Below are 16712 nucleotides of genomic sequence, written 5' to 3'. Positions count from 1 at the left end.
CATGCGTGCCGGTAACGCCAGAAATTATCAAGCCGAAGGGCCCTGTGCGTCTCGTTGAATAGGACGGAAGAATCCCGCCAATCCCGCACGTCACGCTCGCCATGCCACCCCACAAGCGGGAAAGCGCGGCCGTGAGAATCTCACTGCCGCGCTCGGGGAGAGATGCGGGAACGAATCCCGCGTCTCACCTGAAGGCTGCCGTATCAGCGCAGCAGGGCCAGCACGCCCTGGGGCAGCTGGTTGGCCTGGGCCACCATGGCGGTGCCGGCCTGCTGCAGGATCTGCGTGCGCGACAGGTTGGCCGTTTCAGCCGCGAAGTCAGCGTCCTGGATGCGGCCGCGCGAGGCGGACATATTTTCGGAAGAAGTCTGCAGGTTGTTCACGGCGGTCTCGAAGCGGGACTGCAGGGCACCGAAGCTAGCGCGCTGGCCGTTCACGGCCGCCAGGGCGGAATCGATGATCTTCAGGGCCTTGGTGGACCCATCGACCGTGGAAACGTCGATCTGGTTGACCGAGTTCAGCGTGGAGGCGCCTGCGGCTACATAGGCAGAAGTTCCCCCCAGCGAGAAGCCCTTGTCGGAGCTGAATTCCACGGTGCCCCGCGATACCGCGGTAGCGCCGGCTGCAGTGGCCTGTGCGCCGCTGAAAGTCAACGTACTGGCCGTTGCGTTCTGAGCAGCCAAGGAAACAGCGGCGGCTGTCGAGTTGTTGGTGATCTCGATATCCGCGCCTGCATCGTTCGTAAGGATGATGCCATCTCCAGCGCTATTGAGCTTGGCGGTGATACCCGTTTGGGACGACACATCATTGAATGCCTTCACACCCTCAGCCAAGTCTGTCGTCGTAGTGGCCGAGAAGGTGATGTTGGCAGCCGTAGTGGTGTTATCGCCTTTGATCGCCAGAGACACGGCGCCAGCAGTCGTCACCTTGAATTCCGACACATTGCGCGCCGATGCTGTAACACCAGTGGTTTCCGCCGCGCCATTGACTGCAGCAGCGATCTTGGCAGCCGTATCAGATGCGTCCACATTCAAGGTCTTGCTCTGCAGACCATTCACAATCACTGTTGCCGCAGCGCTGGCAGGCACAGCGGTACCGGCTGCCACACTCGCAGAAGCCTTGAGTTGCGCGCCATAGGTCGTCGTGCGGAAGTTGCCCGTCGTGGCGGTGATGGTCTGGTTGGCATTCGCGCCCACCTGGAAGGTGGCGGAGCCGAACGAGCCGTCCAGCAGCTTCTGGCCGTTGAACTCGGTGGTCACGGAGATGCGGTCCAGTTCGGACAGCAGCTGGCCCACTTCAGCCTGGATGGCCTTGCGGTCGGAGGCGCTGTTGGTGGCGTTGGCAGACTGCACGGACAGTTCGCGCACACGCTGCAGGATGTCGCCGGACGCCTTCAGTGCGCCTTCAGCCGTCTGGGCCAGCGAGATGCCGTCGTTGGCGTTGCGCACGGCCTGGTTCAGGCCGCGGATCTGGCTGGTGAAGCGCTCGGAGATGGCCAGGCCGGCGGCGTCATCCTTGGCGCTGTTGATGCGCAGGCCCGACGACAGGCGCTGGATGGAGGTGTTGAGGGAGGCCTGGCTCATGCCCAGGTTGCGCTGGGCGGTCAACGAGGCGACGTTGGTATTGATGGTCGATGCCATTGCAAATCTCCTGAAAGAACTGACTGAATAAGGCGTTACCGCCATCTGGGCCCAGAACCGTCTGGCCTCAGGGTTCACAGGGCCCCCATGGGCGCCTTGTTGAACGGCGGGTCGTCACTTCTTGTTTCAAACGGCCCGTTGAATGTGTTTTCGGGCTGTGGCTGGAAAACTTTAGGGACAAACGCACGGACTGGACGGTTTTTGCGCCGCTTATCGCGGCAACGCCCCCACGCCGGCTCTCCACAATCTGCCCATCGTTCCCGCACAGTCCGCCGGAGGGGCCACGCTTAAGCCGGCAGAAATCATCGTTTCCAGCCACGCAGGAGTTCCGCCATGGCAGCTACCATCAATACCAACGTCGCCTCGTTGACCGCCCAGCGCAATCTGGGGGTCAGCCAGGGTTCGCTCAATACCTCCATCCAGCGCCTGTCGTCGGGCCTGCGCATCAACAGCGCCAAGGACGACGCCGCCGGCCTGGCCATCTCCGAACGCTTCACCAGCCAGATCCGCGGCCTGAACCAGGCGGCACGCAATGCCAACGACGGTATCTCGCTGGCGCAGGTGGCCGAAAGCGCCCTGGCGGGAGCGGGCAACATCCTGCAGCGCGTGCGTGAACTGTCCGTGCAGTCGGCCAACGCCACCAACAGCGCCTCCGACCGCAAGGCCCTGCAGGCCGAAGTGGGCCAGCTGCTGTCCGAGCTGGACCGCCTGGCCGTGACCACGGAGTTCAACGGCCAGAAGCTGCTGGACGGCTCGTTCGGCTCCGCCACCTTCCAGGTGGGCGCGAATGCCAACCAGACCATCACCGCCACCACGGGCAACTTCCGTACTGCCACCTACGGAGCGCAGTTGAAGCAGTCCGCGCCAGTGGTGGTCACCGCCACCAACACCCCCACGCCGCTGACCGGCACGTTCGACGTGGCGGGGCTTCAGACCAAGACGATCAACCTCACCGCTACGGACACCCTGGCGACGGCTGCAGCCAAGATCAATGCTGCGTCGGAAGCGACCGGGGTGACGGCCTCCGCACGCAACCAGGTCGAGCTGACGACCTTTGTGGCCGGTGGTTCCTATTCCCTCGCGGTGGTGGGCGACAACGCCACCGCGGCAAACGTCACCTTCAGCGTCAGCACCGCAGGCGCCACCGCGGCAGGCCTGGCCGAGGGCATCAAGGCCTTCAATGACGTGTCGTCCCAGACGGGCATCACCGCCAAGCTGAATGCGGACGGGGACGGCATCATCCTGATCAACGAGTCGGGGGCCGACATCCAGATCCAGAACAATTCCGCGGCCGGCAACACGCTCGCCGTCGGCGCCTACGATGCCGTGACGTCTGCCAGCTCGGGAACCCCGACTTTCGTGGCCGGCGTGGCCGCCGCGCCGGCAGGAGGGTACGCGACGGCCCGCGGTTACCTGGAAATGAACTCCGACAAGGGCTTTTCCATCGGAAATCTCACCGGCACGCCTCCCGTCACGGCAACGCCTTCCACGCTGAACTCCGTCAATACCATTGACGTGTCCACCGTGGACGGCTCCACCAAAGCGCTGAAGATCATCGATTCCGCCCTGGCGGCAGTGAACGGCCAGCGGGCCAGCTTCGGCGCCTTGCAGGCCCGCTTCGAGACGACGATCGCGAACCTGAACACCTCTTCCGAGAACATGTCCGCCTCGCGTGGCCGCATCCAGGACGCCGACTTCGCGGCCGAAACGGCCAACCTGTCGCGCACCCAGATCCTGCAGCAGGCCGGCACCGCCATGGTGGCCCAGGCCAACCAGATCCCGCAGGGCGTGCTGGCCTTGCTGAAATAAGGCGGTCCGTTACTGCTTCCAAAATAAGAGCTGCCAGCGCCCTGACCGTGGGCACTACAGCTCTTTTTCATGGGAATCACCGACCCTTGACAAGGGAACCCGGTCAAGCCGGCTTCATTTTTCTCGCGACAATCCGATACAAAAGTCATTCCCTTATGCAAGGCTGCGGGGCTCCCATGCCCGCTTTGCCCGTTTAGAACCCCAGCATGCTCGTCATCCTCGGCTACATCATCACCTTCGGCTGCGTCTTCGGCGTGTTCGTCGCCCATGGCGGCAACGTTCAGGTGCTGCTGACGGCCCTGCCCTTTGAAATGATCACCATCGGCGGGGCCGCGCTGGGCTCATTCATCGTGACCAACCAGCCCAAGGTGCTCAAAGCCACCATGGCCACGCTGCCCCAGGTGTTCAAAGGCAACAAATACACCAAGGCGCGCTACATGGAGCTGATGGCCATGCTCTACGAGATCCTGCAGAAGGCCCGCAAGGAAGGGCTGATGTCGATCGAGCAGGACGTGGAGTCGCCCAAGGAATCAGAGCTGTTCAAGAAATTCCCTACCGTGGGCAGCGACCCGCACGTGATCGAATTCACCACCGACTACCTGCGCATGATGGTTTCGGGCAACCTGAACGCCCACGAGATCGAGGCGCTGATGGATAGCGAGATCGAAACCCACCACGCCGAGGCGCACGCCCCCGTGGCGGCGCTCACGCGGCTGGCCGGCGCCCTGCCGGCCTTCGGTATCGTGGCCGCGGTGCTCGGGGTGGTGAACACCATGGGCTCGGTGGGCCAGCCGCCCGCCGTGCTGGGGGGCATGATTGCGTCGGCGCTGGTGGGCACCTTCCTGGGCATTCTGCTGGCCTACGGCGCGGTGGAGCCGCTGGCCGGGCTGCTGGAGCAAAAGGCCGCTGACGCCGCCAAGGAATACGAGTGCATCAAGTCCACCCTGCTGGCCAGCATGCAGGGCTACAACCCCGCCACCTCCATCGAGTTCGGCCGCAAGGTGCTGTTCTCCGGGGACCGCCCGGGCTTCGTCGAGCTGGAAGCCCACGTCAAGGGCAAGAAGTGACGCGCCACGCCTGAACCGCCTTTGCCATGGCCGAAAAGAAGCTCCAGCCCATCATCATCAAGCGCGCCAAGAAGCGCCCCCATGCGCCGCACGGCGGCGCATGGAAGATCGCCTACGCCGACTTCGTGACGGCCATGATGGCCTTCTTCCTGCTGATGTGGCTGCTGGGCTCCACCGCCAAGGGCGAGCTGCAGGGCATTGCGGCCTACTTCTCGTCGCCGCTCAAGGTGGCGATGCAGGGCGGCGACGGGGCGGGCAACAGCTCCAGCGTGATCCCGGGCGGCGGCAACGACCTGTCCAAGGTGCACGGGCAGGTGCGCCGCTCCAATTCCGACAGCTCCACCAACATGCGCTCCAGTGTGGAGGCCTCGCGCGCCGAGCGTGCCCGGCAGGACGCCCAGCGCATCAAGGCGCTGCAGACCAAGATCGAGGCAATGATTACCGAGAGCCCTCGCCTGAACGAATACCGCTCGCAGATCCGGCTGGACCTGACGCCCGACGGCCTGCAGATCCAGATCGTGGACGATCAGAACCGCCCCATGTTCGACAGTGGCAGCGCGCTGGTCAAACCCTACATGCGCGACATCCTGCACCAGATTGGTGCAGCTTTGGGCGGGGTAGAAAACCGCATCAGCCTTTCCGGCCACACGGATGCCGTGCCTTATGGCAACGGCGACCGCGGCTACAGCAACTGGGAGCTGTCGGCCGACCGCGCCAACGCCTCGCGTCGCGAACTGGTGGCCGCGGGCATGCCCGACGCCAAGCTGGGCCGCGTGGTGGGCATGGCCGCCAGCGATCTACTGGAGCCCGAGAACCCCCGCGCCGCCGTGAACCGGCGTATCACCATCACCGTACTCACCCATGAAGCCGAAGAGCGGCTCATGGGTAAAAAGAACATGGTATTTCCGTTACCGTCGCCCGTGGCAGAAAAGCAGGACAATCCAGCTTCCTCATCGCCGAATCAGTAACAACTTGTCACGTTGCTGATGACTTACGACAATAGCCCCATATTCACCGAAAGGGTCCTTTGTGTCCTCCGCCCTTCGCTTTCTGATCGTTGACGACTTTTCCACCATGCGGCGCATCGTCCGCAACTTGCTCAAGGAAAGCGGTTTCGCTGATGCCGACGAGGCCGAAGACGGCGTGGCGGCACTGAACAAGCTGCGCAACGGCAAGTTCGACTTCGTGGTCACCGACATCAACATGCCGAACATGAACGGCTTCCAGTTGCTGGGCGAGATCAAGAAGGACGACAAGCTCAAGCACCTGCCCGTGCTGATGGTGACGGCCGAGGCGCGCAAGGAAGACATCGTCGCCGCCGCCCAGGGCGGCGCCGCCGGCTACATCGTCAAGCCCTTCACCAAGGCCACGCTGGAAGAGAAGGTCAACCTGATCCTCAAGAAAATGGGGCTGTGAGCATGACGGCGGCAGAAAACGGCGCGCCAGCCGACGGGACAGACGACGTCCACCACAAGATAGGCCTGCTCACGCGGCAGCTGCATTCCGCCCTGAACGAGCTCGGCTACGCGGACCAGTTGCGCGGCACCATGGGTGAGCTGCCCGATGCGCAAAGCCGCCTGTCCTACATCGCCCGCTTGACGGGCGAGGCGGCCGAGAAGGTGCTGGGCCGGGTGGAGCAGGCCAAGTCGCTGCACGACCACGTGGCCTCGGAAACGCGCCGCGTGGTCACCTCGCTGGTGGCCGACCCCGTGGCCGCGGTGGCCAAGGGCGAGATCTACAACTTCCTGACCGATGTGGAGCGCGCCACGCAGGAGGCTGACAGCCACCTGACCGAGATCATGATGGCGCAGGACTTCCACGATCTCACCGGCCAGGTGATAGCGCGCGTGGTGAACCTGGCGGCGACGATCGAGCAGCAGCTGGTGCAGTTGCTGATCCAGACCGCGCCGCCGCAGGCGCAAACACCCATCGCGCCCGAGCCGCGGCGCGACCAACTGCAGGGGCCCGTGGTCAATCCCGAGTCCGCACCCGACGTGGTGACCAGCCAGTCGCAGGTGGACGACCTGCTGGCCAGTCTGGGGTTCTGACGCGGCCGGGCCCAGGCAGGAGCCCGGCGCATGACATAAACCTCAGCCAAATCAGGCTCTAACGCCCACTGTACAAGCGCAAACAGCTATTATTTTAATAGCAATCTAATCGTCGGCGCACCCGCCGCCACCGCCGCGAATAACGCCGGCGCAACCCCTTTATTCGGGCTTTAGCTTTCGCCCCCGCTCCCGACAATGGCGTGACCCAGCAGTCACGCCGCCATGAGCTCGAGCCAAGACAAAAACCTTCCAGCAACCGAGCGCAAGCTCCAGAAAGCGCGCAGCGACGGCCAGGCCGCGCGCTCGCGGGACCTGTCGCACCTGGCCATCCTGGGCATGGGCGCGCTGGCGCTGCTGGTGCTCGCGCCCTGGTTCGTGGAATACCTGCAGCGCGCGATGCGCCAGCAGCTCGCATTCAACGCGGCCACCGTGCAGGCGCCCGGCCACATGCTGGAGCGCCTGCAGACCATGGCGGGCGTGGGCCTGCTGGCCAGCGCCAGCTTCGCAGCGCTCACCGGTGGCGCGGCGCTGCTGAGCGCCGTGGGCGCGGGCGGCTGGGTGTTCAGCTTCAAGCCCATCACGCCGCAGTTCAACCGGCTCAACCCACTGACCGGCTTCACCAACCTGTTTTCCAAGCAGCAGCTCGCCAACGTGAGCAAGATGGTGCTCATGACCGGCATCCTGTCGTTCGTGGCCTGGAACTTCATGGGCCAGAGCATCGAGAAGATGGCCGCGCTGGTGCTGCAGCCTTCGCCCATGTCGCTGCGCCACGTGGGCGACTGGATCGTCTCGGGCACCAGCCTGCTGCTGCTGGTGGTGTTCCTGTTCGCCGTGGTGGACGTGCCGCTACAGGCGTTCTTCTTCAAGTCGCGCCTGAAGATGTCGCACGAGGAAGTCAAGCAGGAGCACAAGGAATCCGACGGCAACCCGCAGCTCAAGGGCCGCCAGCGCCAGCGCGCGCGCGAGATCGCCGACGGCGCCAGCATCACCGCCGTGCCCAAGGCCGACTTCGTGGTCATGAACCCCACGCACTACGCCGTGGCCCTGAAGTACGACGACGCCACCATGGGCGCACCCCAGGTCGTCTCCAAGGGCACCGACCTGCTGGCCTTCAAGATCCGCGAAGTGGCCCAGGCGCATGGCGTGCCCGTGCTGCAGTCCCCCATGCTGGCGCGCGCGCTGTATGCGCACGCCGAGCTGGAGCAACCGATTCCCGCACAGCTGTACACCGCCGTGGCCCAGGTGCTGGCCTACGTGTACCGCCTGAAGGCCGCGCTGCGCGGCGATGGCCGCATGCCCGAGGCCCAGCCCGATCCCTACGTGCCGCCCGAGCTCGACCCCCACAGCGCCCACCACACCCGGCGCCCCGCACCCGCCACAGGTAACGCAAGATGACGTCCCCCTCGATCCATTCCGTCCGGCAATGGGCCGGCAACCACGGCCCGGCACTGCAGGGGCTGTCGGCTCCGCTGCTGGTAGTGGCCATCCTGGCGCTGATGGTGCTGCCCGTGCCGCCCTGGATGCTGGACACCTTCTTCACCCTCAACATCGCCGTGGCGCTGATGGTGATGATGGTGGCCGCGTACATGATCAAGCCGCTGGACTTCGCGGCCTTCCCTTCGGTGCTGCTGCTCACCACGCTGATGCGCCTGTCGCTGAACGTGGCGTCCACCCGCGTGGTGCTGCTGGAAGGCCACACCGGCCCGGGCGCGGCCGGCGCGGTGATCGAGGCCTTCGGCCACTTCCTGATCGGGGGCAACTTCGCCGTGGGCCTGATCGTGTTTGCGATCCTGGTGGTGATCAACTTCGTGGTGGTGACCAAGGGCGCGGAGCGCATCGCCGAGGTGTCGGCCCGCTTCACGCTGGACGCCATGCCCGGCAAGCAGATGGCCGTGGATGCCGACCTGAACGCCGGCCTGATCGACGAGAAGGAAGCCAAGCGCCGCCGCGCCGAGGTGCAGGAAGAGGCCAACTTCTTCGGCTCCATGGACGGCGCGAGCAAGTTCGTGCGCGGCGATGCCGTCGCCGGCATCCTGATCCTGATCATCAACATCGTGGGCGGCTTCGCCATCGGCATGCTGCAGCATGGCCTGTCGGCCAACGATGCCGCCAACAGCTACATCCTGCTGGCCGTGGGCGATGCGCTGGTGGCCCAGATCCCCGGCCTGCTGATTTCCGTCGCGGCCGCGATGGTGATCTCGCGCGTGGGCAAGGACTCCGACATGGGTCAGCAGATCGTGCAGCAGTTGCTCATGTCGCCGCGCGTGCTGGGCGTGACCGCGGGCGTGCTGATCCTGCTGGGCCTCATCCCCGGCATGCCGCACACCGTGTTCCTGGTCATGGGCAGCCTCCTCGGCTACGGCGCCTGGATGCTGCTGCAGCGCCAGCGCCGCCCCGCCCCGGTGGAAGAAGCCCCCGCGCCCGTGAGCGACGGCGAGGCCAGCTGGGACGACCTGCAACCCGTGGACCTGCTGGGCCTGGAGCTGGGCTACCGCCTGATCGCCTTGGTGGACAAGAGCCGCCAGGGCGACCTGCTCACGCGCATCAAGGGCGTGCGCCGCAAGTTTGCGCAGGAGGTGGGCTTCCTGCCGCCGGCCGTGCATGTGCGCGACAACCTGGAGCTCAAGCCCAGCGCCTACCGCATCACGCTGCGCGGTGTGGTGGTGGGCGAAGGCGAGGCCTTCCCCGGCATGTACCTGGCCATCAACCCCGGCGGCATCTCCACGCCGCTGATCGGCACTCCCACCACCGACCCCGCCTTCGGCCTGCCCGCGCACTGGATCGACGCCGCGCAGAAGGAAGCGGCACAAATGGCAGGCTTTACCGTGGTTGATTCGGAAACCGTGATGGCGACCCATTTGTCACACTTGATGCAAGTGCACGCCGCCAAGCTCCTGAGCCGCACCGAGACGCAGCAGCTCGTGGAGCATGTGACCCGGCTGGCACCCAAACTCATCGAAGAAGTCGTGCCCAAGATGGTGTCCATCACAACATTCCAGAAAGTGCTGCAGCTGTTGCTGGAGGAGTCCGTGCACATCCGCGACATCCGCACCATCATCGAGACGCTGGCGGAACACGCCGGCAGCACGCAAGACCCCGTGGAACTGGCGCGCCGCGTGCGCATCGCCCTGTCCCCCGCCATCGTGCAGCAGATCTACGGCCCCACGCGCGAGCTCAGCGTCATCGCCATCGAGCCCGGGCTGGAGCGCCTGCTGATGCAGGCCCTGGGCAATGCCAGCGGCCCGGCGCTGGACCCCGGCGTGGCCGACCTGCTCACCCACAAGGCCGCCGAAGTCGCCCTGCAGCAGGAAGAGCTGGGCATGCCCGCCTGTCTGCTGGTGCCTGACCAGATCCGCAACGCCATCGCCCGCCTGGTGCGGCGCGTGGCTCCCCGCTTGCAGGTGCTCGCCCACAGCGAGATTCCTGAGACCCACACCATCCGCATCGGCCCGATCCTCAAAGGTGCATCCGCATGAACATCAAACGCTTTACCGCTCCCACCGCACGGGAGGCCCTGGCCAAGGCGCGCATGGCCTTCGGTGAAGGCACGCTGATCCTGTCCAACCGCCCCACGGCGGGCGGCGTCGAGGTGGTGGCCACGGCCGAGGACGCGCTGTCGTCCCTGCACGGCGGTGCCGAGCCGGCACCCAACCGTCTGCAGGAGCGCGCCGACGACCTGGCCGCGAGCCAGCCGGTGCGCATGTCCCAGACGCAGCCCCATGCAGCCCCTGTCCCGCAGCCCGCACGCCAGCCGGCGCCCGCGGCACGCAGCACCGTGGCGCACGATACCGAGCAACTGGCCATGAGCACGCTGTCGTTCCAGGACTATGTGCGCGAGCGCATGCTGCGCCGCCGCCACGAGGCCCTGAACGGCACGAGCGCCCCCGCGCCCCTGAACGAGCGCGCCGCGCTGGAGCGCGGTCTGCCCGAGCCACGCTTCGAACCCCGCGCTGAGCGCCTGCCCGAGCCACCCGCGCCACAGCCCGTGAATGCCCCGGTGGCACGCCACAACCCATTGCGGCCCATGCATGCCGCCCTGGGCGCCGAGCAGCTCACGCCGCGCCGCGCCGAGGCGCCCGCCACAGCCGCGCCCACGCTGGCGGCCGGCCTGGGACAGCAGAACCTCATGAAGGAACTGCAGTCCATGAAGGAGCTGATCGAGGACCGCTTCAACACCCTGGCCTGGCTGGGCCAGGCCCGCCAGAACCCGATCCAGTCCACGCTGATGCTCAAGCTCATCCGTGCGGGCTATTCGCCCGCCCTCTCGCGCGCGGTGCTGGAACACCTGCCCGAGCATCTGGGCGCCCAGGACGCCGTGCGCTGGCTCATGGAAGTGCTGGAGCGCAACCTGCGCACCGACGCGCAGACGCTGCCGCTGTACGAGGAAGGCGGCATCTTCGCCATGGTGGGCGCCACCGGCGTGGGCAAGACCACCACCACCGCCAAGCTGGCCGCCTTGTGCGCGCGCATCCACGGCCCCGCCAGCGTGGGCCTGATCACGCTGGACACCTACCGCGTGGGCGCGCACGAGCAGTTGCGCTCCTACGGCCGCATGCTGGGCGTGGTGGCGCACCTGGCGCACGACCGCGCGGCGCTGCAGGACCTGCTGGGCCTGCTGTCGTCCAAGAAGATGGTGCTCATCGACACCACGGGCGTGGCCCCGCGCGACCCGCGCAAGCGCGACCTGCTGGACGTGCTGGCGCTGCCCGGTGTCAAGCGCCTGCTGGTGCTCAACGCCAGCAGCCACGGCGATACGCTGGACGACGTGCTCACCGGCTTCAAGACCACCGGCTCGCAGCAGGCCATCCTGTCCAAGGTGGACGAGGCCGTGAAGCTGGGCCCCGCCATTGATGCGCTGATCCGCCACCAGATGGTGCTGCGCGGCGTGACCAACGGCCAGCGCGTGCCCGAGGACTGGGAAGCGGCCGACGCCCGCAAGCTCGTGAGCGCCTCCATGCGCACGAGCGTGAAGTCGGCCTTCGACCCCAAGGCCGCCGAGTTGAACTTCTTCTTCTCGCACGCCACGGAAACGGCCGATGAGCGAGGGATGGCCGATGTTGCTTGATACCGCTTTGCACCAGGCCGCCGGGCTGCACAGCTACACGCCGCAGCAGGACCTGCGCCTGCTGGCCGTGCTGAGCCAGCCGGGCAGCGGCCCGTGGCTGGAGATGCTGTGGCAGCTGTGCTCCAGCCTGCAGCGCCTGGGCTACCCCGTCGTGGTGCTGGACGGCACGGCGCTCGAGAGCCCGCACATGCCCGGCCTGGACCAGCTGCTGCACCCGGCTCCCTGGAACGGCGCGCAGACGCTGGCCTCCGCTACCGGCGCGTCGCTGGCCGTGGTTCCCGCGGCCCGCGGGCTGGCCCGCCTGGCGCAGCAGTCCGAACACCATGGCGCCGCCGTGCTGCAGCGCCTGCAGCCCTTGTTTCGCGCCTACGCGCTGGTGGTGCTGCATGCGCCGCCCGAGCAACTGGCGCCGCTGCTGCGCGGCAGCGCCAGCGTACCGCTGATCATGACCGGCCCCGGCGCGCAAGGCATGGTGCGCAGCTACCGCCAGCTCAAGCACATGGCGCTGCACGCCGGCGTGCGCTGCACGGTGGCGTCCATCCTCGCGCCGCAGGAGCCTGTGCAGCACCGCCAGACCGCCGAGGCGCTGGACACGCTGCAGCGCAGCGCGCGCACCCACCTGGGCCTGCAGGTCCACACCACCACCGTGGCCGCGGCGCGCGCGCAGGACATCCAGCGGCTGGCCTTGCAACTGCTGGAAAACGCATGCACCATTGACGCTGCCATGCCCCTGCTGCCCCCCCACAGCCTGTGCGCCTCCCTCTCGCCCCTGGACCGGAGCCACTGACCCGATGTACACCGCGAAAGGCCAGCTCGACCGGGACGCGCTGTTCCACCAGCACGTGCCCCTGGTGCGGCGCATCGCCCACCACATGATCGCCAAGCTCCCGCCCAACGTGGAGCTGGACGACCTGATCCAGGTCGGCATGATCGGTCTGAACGACGCGCTCTCGCGCTACGAAGTCGCGCAGGGCGTGCAGTTCGAGACCTTTGCCAGCCAGCGCATCCGCGGCGCCATGCTCGACGAGCTGCGCGAGGGCGACTGGATGAGCCGCAGCTCGCGCAAGAGCCAAAAGGACATCGAGCATGCCCTGCACCGCGTGGAGCAGCGCCTGGGCCGCAGCCCCATCGAGTCCGAGATCGCCGCCGAACTGGGCATGAGCCTGGAGGACTACCAAGCCCTGCTGAGCAAGGTGCGCGGCACGCAGCTGGTGTACCTGGAAGACTTTCACCACGATGACGAGGACGAGGGCTTCCTGGACCGCCACGTGGCCGACGAGGGCGCCGATCCCATGGCCGTGCTGCGCGACCAGCGCCTGCGCGCCTCGCTGGTCGAGGCCATCAAGGCCCTGCCCGAGCGCGAGCAGTACATCATGGGCATGTACTACGAGCACGACATGAACCTGAAGGAAATCGCCGCCGTCCTGGGCGTGACCGAATCGCGCGTGTGCCAGCTACACAGCCAGGCGATTGCGCGGTTGCGGACCAAGATGCGGGGGCACTGATTTTTTGGATGAAATAGCTGTTTTGCGCTCGCTGGACAAGCGCGGGCAGCTATTTTTTTTGAGCTTGTGCTGCGGCTTTTCATGGCGCTGGCCGGGATATGCGCCCGGCGGCGCACCTACCTTTCTTTGCTTTGTCAAAGAAAAGTGCCTCGCCCGCCGGGGCGGGTCCCGGTCAACAACATCAAACCCCAGAAACCCATCAAAAAAGATAGCTGCCAGCGCTTATCCCATAAGCCTCAGGCAGCAATTCGGGCTAAAAGTCACCCCGGTGCCCGATAAATCCGTGCCCCCGCGGCGCCGGACGAAGGCCCGTAAGTCACCCCCTCCACGGGCGGCAGCAGCGACGCCGCCTGCCGCTCAGTCAGCGCCATCACCCGCGCCAGTTGGTCGCGCACCAGCGTCAATTGCCGGCCGATGGCCTGCACCCTTTGCGCAGCGGCGGGCTCCAGCGCGCCCGCCACAGGCGCCAGGGCCTGGGCCAGCGCCATGGCAGCGCCGCGCAGCTGCACCGCAGTGTCTTCAAAAGTTTGGGGGTTGGAAGCAAGAAGCGCAGCCTGCATGTCCTGCAGCTGCGCTTCGATGGAGGTGAGGGTGTCGTCGAGTGACATGGGGTGCAAGTCTAGAGCCTGTCACCCCGGCGGGCCAGCCGGCCCAGGAGGGCGGGTCAGCCCCGCGAGTGGGACAGGGTTTCGTAGGCGTTGGCCAGCAGCTTGTCGGCCACGGCTTCGGCGTCCACGCGGAAGGTGCCTTTTTCGATGGCGGCCTTGATCGCCTTGACCTTGGCAGTGTCGAAGTCGGCCGTGGACTTGGTGGCGTCCACCCCGCGGGCGGCGGCCGACAGCGTGACGGGCACGCCTGCGGCGGCGCGCGTCGCGCCCTGGGCCGCTTCTTCAGCGGCCGGCGCAGGTGCGGCGGCCTTGGCCTGCTGCTTGTTGGCAGCGGCCTTTGACAGCGCAGTCGCAGTATCCGGGTTGTGTCCAATCTTCATCGCACTCTCCACCACCCCTGTGAGATGTGGGGCCAGTAGCCATGTTTTCGGCCGGCAGGGAGCAGACTTTAGCGCTTTGTGGTGCCTCGCGGCTCACAAAGTGGCTTCTATTGTCCCATCCTCAAGCACAGTACCCCCAATAATGCGCCCATTGGCCATGCGAACGCGCACACTCTGTCCTTGAGCGCCCGCGCTCATGGCCTGGCCCGAGGAGGTGACCGCATAACCCGGCCCCTGCACCACCACGCGCACCGCAGAGCCGGCCTTGAACAGGTCGGGGGCGCGCACCATGTTCTGGCGCAGCGCCTGGCCGGCGGACAGCGGACGGGTGGCGGTCTGCCCCACCCAGTCCTTGGGGTTGGCCACGATGGCCGCGGGTTCTGCGGCCCAGTCCACCTCGGCCTCGATGGCATCTTGCTCGCTCAGCACTGCGCCGGTGCCCACATTGCCGGCCAGCACCCAAGCGGGGCCGAAGGCCTTGACCGTGATGGGCAGGAACACGTTCCAGCGGGTGGGGCCGTCCACGCAACGCAGGCCCAGGCGGGTGCGCCCCCACAGGCGGGCACCAGCGGGCAGATAGGGTTCCACGCGCGCGCAGGGCGCCAGGCGCAGGCGCGAATCCAGCGTGCCCACACTGACTTCCATGCGCAGCGGCAGCCCCCCAGCCTGCGCCTGGGCCAGCGCATCGTCCAGCCAGTGCTGGGTGATCGAGCCCAGCTCGGCGGTCTGATCGCCTCCCTGCTGGGCATGGGCGGACAGCGCCAGGGCAGAGCCCAGCGCCAGCGCGCCGCCCATCAGGAAGCGAAGGCAGGCAAGGCGGGATGAGCGCAGGATAGGAAGCGGCATGACGGGACTCCAACGGGTCTGACGGCGGTCCGGCACAACGGGCCCCGGACGCCTTTTCACACCTGCCACTGTAGGCTGGCCACCGCATGCGCCAAGCGCGGAACAACGGGCCAATCCCAGCGCTCTTCGCGCTTTAGAAAAACGGGGCGATTTCCATAATCGACGCACGCCACAAGCCCCCTGGGCCATGGCGGCCGAACCCCTTTTTTACACGCCGAGGCCCACATGCTCGACAAGATGACCAACCGCCTGGACTTTCACGGAAGCGCCTTGCTGCTGCGCTCGGAGCGCCAGCGTGCCATCGCGAGCAACATCGCCAACGCGGACACGCCCGGCTACGTGGCGCGCGACTTCAAGTTTGCCGATGCCATGCGTGCCGTGAACGAAGCTCAGAACCCCAGCCCCCTGCGCAGCCAGAGCGTGAGCGACCCGCGCCACATCCCGCTTCCGGCAGCCGCCAGTGGCAGCTCGGACAGCACGCTGGGCTATGCCCTGCAGACCCAGCCGAGCCTGGACAACAACACCGTGGACATGGACCGCGAGCGCGCCGCGTTCGTGGACAACGCCGTGCGCTACGAGGCCACGCTGCGCTTCATCAACGGCCAGTCCAAGACCATGCTCAGCGCCATCCAGGGCCAGTAATCCCGAAAGAGAGCACCCGCCATGTCCATGTTCTCCATCTTCAACGTCTCGGGCAGCGCCATCAGCGCACAGTCGCAGCGGCTGAACGTCGTGGCCAGCAACCTGGCCAACGTGGACGCCGTGGCCGGCCCCGACGGCCAGGCGTACAAGGCGCGCCAGGTGGTCTTCCAGACCGCGCCCATGGGGCCTGAGAGCGCCGCGGGCGTGCGCGTGTCGTCCATCCAGGAGAGCGACCAGCCCGGCCGCCGCGTGCACGACCCGGCCAACCCCATGGCCGACGCCGAGGGCTACGTGACCCACTCCAACGTGAACGCCGTGGAGGAGATGGTCAACATGATCTCGGCCTCGCGCTCGTACCAGAACAACGTGGAGGTCATGAACACGGCCAAGACGCTGCTGCTCAAGACCCTGCAGATGGGCCAGTAAACCGCCCTCCGAAAGCACGCCATGATTCTCAACCCCATCGGCACCACCGCCACGACCAACACCGGCGCTTCGGCCAACGCGACCAACGACCCCGCGGCCATGCAAGACCGCTTCCTCAAGCTGCTGGTCGCGCAGTTGAACAACCAGGACCCGATGAACCCCCTGGACAACGCGCAGATGACCACGCAGATGGCGCAGATCAACACCGTCACCGGCATCCAGACGCTCAACCTCACCATGCAAACCATGGCCGAGGAGTTCTCGACCATGCAGCAGATCCAGGGCATCTCGCTCATCGGCCGCTCGGTGCTGACCGAGGGCGACCGCCTGAGCGTCAGCGACGGCAAGGGCAAGGGCTACTTCAACCTGGACAACACCGCCACCGACGTGCAGGTGGACATCGTCACGCCCGGCGGCGTGGTGGTGGACACCGTGGACCTCGGCGCACAGGACAAGGGCCGCCGCTCTTTCGAGTGGGACGCCGCCGGCTACAGCGGCAACGCCGCCGACCTGCGGTTCCGCGTGCGGGCCACGTCGGGCGAGACCGCGGTCACCGCGACGGGACTGTCCGAGGCGCAGGTGGTCGCCACGGGCTCCAACGCCGGTGCGCTGACGCTCACGCTGGACAACGGCGACATCGTCAACTACTTCCGCATTCACAGCGTGCTCTGAGAGC

At 66.6% G+C, this 16712-nt stretch carries 17 protein-coding genes; 13 read left to right on the top strand and 4 right to left on the bottom strand.

The genetic code is table 11. The features are described 5' to 3' along the window. Positions 1-203 precede the first annotated feature (203 nt). On the bottom strand, positions 204-1640 hold the full coding sequence (locus BA022_RS17305; RefSeq protein WP_088888277.1) for a flagellin N-terminal helical domain-containing protein: 1437 nt from the start codon (positions 1638-1640) through the stop codon (positions 204-206). A 333-nt stretch (positions 1641-1973) separates the two neighbouring features. Between BA022_RS17305 and BA022_RS17300 the strand changes: the two genes are divergently transcribed. The 10 genes from BA022_RS17300 to BA022_RS17255 all read left to right on the top strand — a co-directional run bounded on the left by BA022_RS17300 (position 1974) and on the right by BA022_RS17255 (position 13134). Further along, entirely contained in the window at positions 1974-3449 is a 1476-nt protein-coding gene (locus tag BA022_RS17300; protein WP_088888276.1) for a flagellin N-terminal helical domain-containing protein, read from the top strand. Between the two features lie 206 nt (positions 3450-3655). After that, positions 3656-4516 carry a flagellar motor stator protein MotA gene (gene motA / locus BA022_RS17295; protein WP_015914356.1) on the top strand — a complete coding sequence of 287 codons (861 nt, stop codon included), beginning with the start codon at positions 3656-3658 and terminating at the stop codon, positions 4514-4516. Positions 4517-4542: 26 nt separating this feature from the next. Further along, complete coding sequence (gene motB / locus BA022_RS17290; protein ID WP_088888275.1) at positions 4543-5484, top strand: flagellar motor protein MotB; 942 nt, start codon at positions 4543-4545, stop codon at positions 5482-5484. Between the two features lie 61 nt (positions 5485-5545). Then, positions 5546-5932, top strand: a complete 387-nt coding sequence (gene cheY, locus BA022_RS17285; RefSeq protein WP_011806904.1) for a chemotaxis response regulator CheY — start codon at positions 5546-5548, stop codon at positions 5930-5932. Positions 5933-5934: 2 nt separating this feature from the next. Then, positions 5935-6564 carry a protein phosphatase CheZ gene (locus BA022_RS17280; protein WP_088888274.1) on the top strand — a complete coding sequence of 210 codons (630 nt, stop codon included), beginning with the start codon at positions 5935-5937 and terminating at the stop codon, positions 6562-6564. Positions 6565-6786: 222 nt separating this feature from the next. After that, positions 6787-7959 carry an EscU/YscU/HrcU family type III secretion system export apparatus switch protein gene (locus BA022_RS17275; protein ID WP_088888273.1) on the top strand — a complete coding sequence of 391 codons (1173 nt, stop codon included), beginning with the start codon at positions 6787-6789 and terminating at the stop codon, positions 7957-7959. Next, the gene (flhA, locus tag BA022_RS17270) at positions 7956-10040 is read left to right on the top strand and encodes a flagellar biosynthesis protein FlhA (RefSeq protein ID WP_088888272.1); all 2085 of its coding nucleotides are present in this window, start codon (positions 7956-7958) and stop codon (positions 10038-10040) included. Before BA022_RS17275 ends, flhA begins: the two co-directional genes overlap by 4 nt. Next, positions 10037-11629, top strand: a complete 1593-nt coding sequence (gene flhF, locus BA022_RS17265; protein ID WP_088888271.1) for a flagellar biosynthesis protein FlhF — start codon at positions 10037-10039, stop codon at positions 11627-11629. The genes flhA and flhF overlap by 4 nt, the downstream gene beginning before the upstream one ends. Then, on the top strand, positions 11619-12416 hold the full coding sequence (locus BA022_RS17260) for a hypothetical protein (protein ID WP_011806909.1): 798 nt from the start codon (positions 11619-11621) through the stop codon (positions 12414-12416). Before flhF ends, BA022_RS17260 begins: the two co-directional genes overlap by 11 nt. Before the next feature lie 4 nt (positions 12417-12420). Beyond that, on the top strand, positions 12421-13134 hold the full coding sequence (locus tag BA022_RS17255; protein ID WP_011806910.1) for an RNA polymerase sigma factor FliA: 714 nt from the start codon (positions 12421-12423) through the stop codon (positions 13132-13134). Between the two features lie 260 nt (positions 13135-13394). Here the strand turns inward: BA022_RS17255 and BA022_RS17250 are convergent, their stop codons facing one another. From BA022_RS17250 to flgA, 3 genes are all read right to left on the bottom strand, one after another. After that, positions 13395-13742 (bottom strand): hypothetical protein, encoded by a 348-nt coding sequence (locus BA022_RS17250; protein WP_041836109.1) that lies wholly within the window; start codon positions 13740-13742, stop codon positions 13395-13397. Positions 13743-13798: 56 nt separating this feature from the next. Next, positions 13799-14122, bottom strand: a complete 324-nt coding sequence (gene flgM / locus BA022_RS17245) for a flagellar biosynthesis anti-sigma factor FlgM (RefSeq protein ID WP_011806912.1) — start codon at positions 14120-14122, stop codon at positions 13799-13801. A 93-nt stretch (positions 14123-14215) separates the two neighbouring features. Further along, positions 14216-14968, bottom strand: a complete 753-nt coding sequence (flgA, locus tag BA022_RS17240) for a flagellar basal body P-ring formation chaperone FlgA (protein WP_088888270.1) — start codon at positions 14966-14968, stop codon at positions 14216-14218. Positions 14969-15193: 225 nt separating this feature from the next. Between flgA and flgB the strand changes: the two genes are divergently transcribed. The 3 genes from flgB to BA022_RS17225 are packed head-to-tail and all read left to right on the top strand — an operon-like array spanning position 15194 to position 16708. Continuing rightward, positions 15194-15610: a flagellar basal body rod protein FlgB gene (gene flgB / locus BA022_RS17235; RefSeq protein ID WP_088888269.1), complete on the top strand. Its 417-nt coding sequence runs from the start codon at positions 15194-15196 to the stop codon at positions 15608-15610. A 21-nt stretch (positions 15611-15631) separates the two neighbouring features. Further along, positions 15632-16036 carry a flagellar basal body rod protein FlgC gene (gene flgC, locus BA022_RS17230; RefSeq protein WP_011806915.1) on the top strand — a complete coding sequence of 135 codons (405 nt, stop codon included), beginning with the start codon at positions 15632-15634 and terminating at the stop codon, positions 16034-16036. A 21-nt stretch (positions 16037-16057) separates the two neighbouring features. Further along, positions 16058-16708: a flagellar hook assembly protein FlgD gene (locus BA022_RS17225; protein WP_015914365.1), complete on the top strand. Its 651-nt coding sequence runs from the start codon at positions 16058-16060 to the stop codon at positions 16706-16708. Positions 16709-16712: the final 4 nt, after the last annotated feature.

Origin of the sequence: Diaphorobacter nitroreducens (assembly GCF_002214645.1) — a bacterium.
In the GTDB taxonomy this organism is placed as follows: Bacteria; Pseudomonadota; Gammaproteobacteria; order Burkholderiales; family Burkholderiaceae_C; genus Diaphorobacter; species Diaphorobacter nitroreducens.
This window is presented reverse-complemented; position numbering and strand designations above follow the sequence as displayed.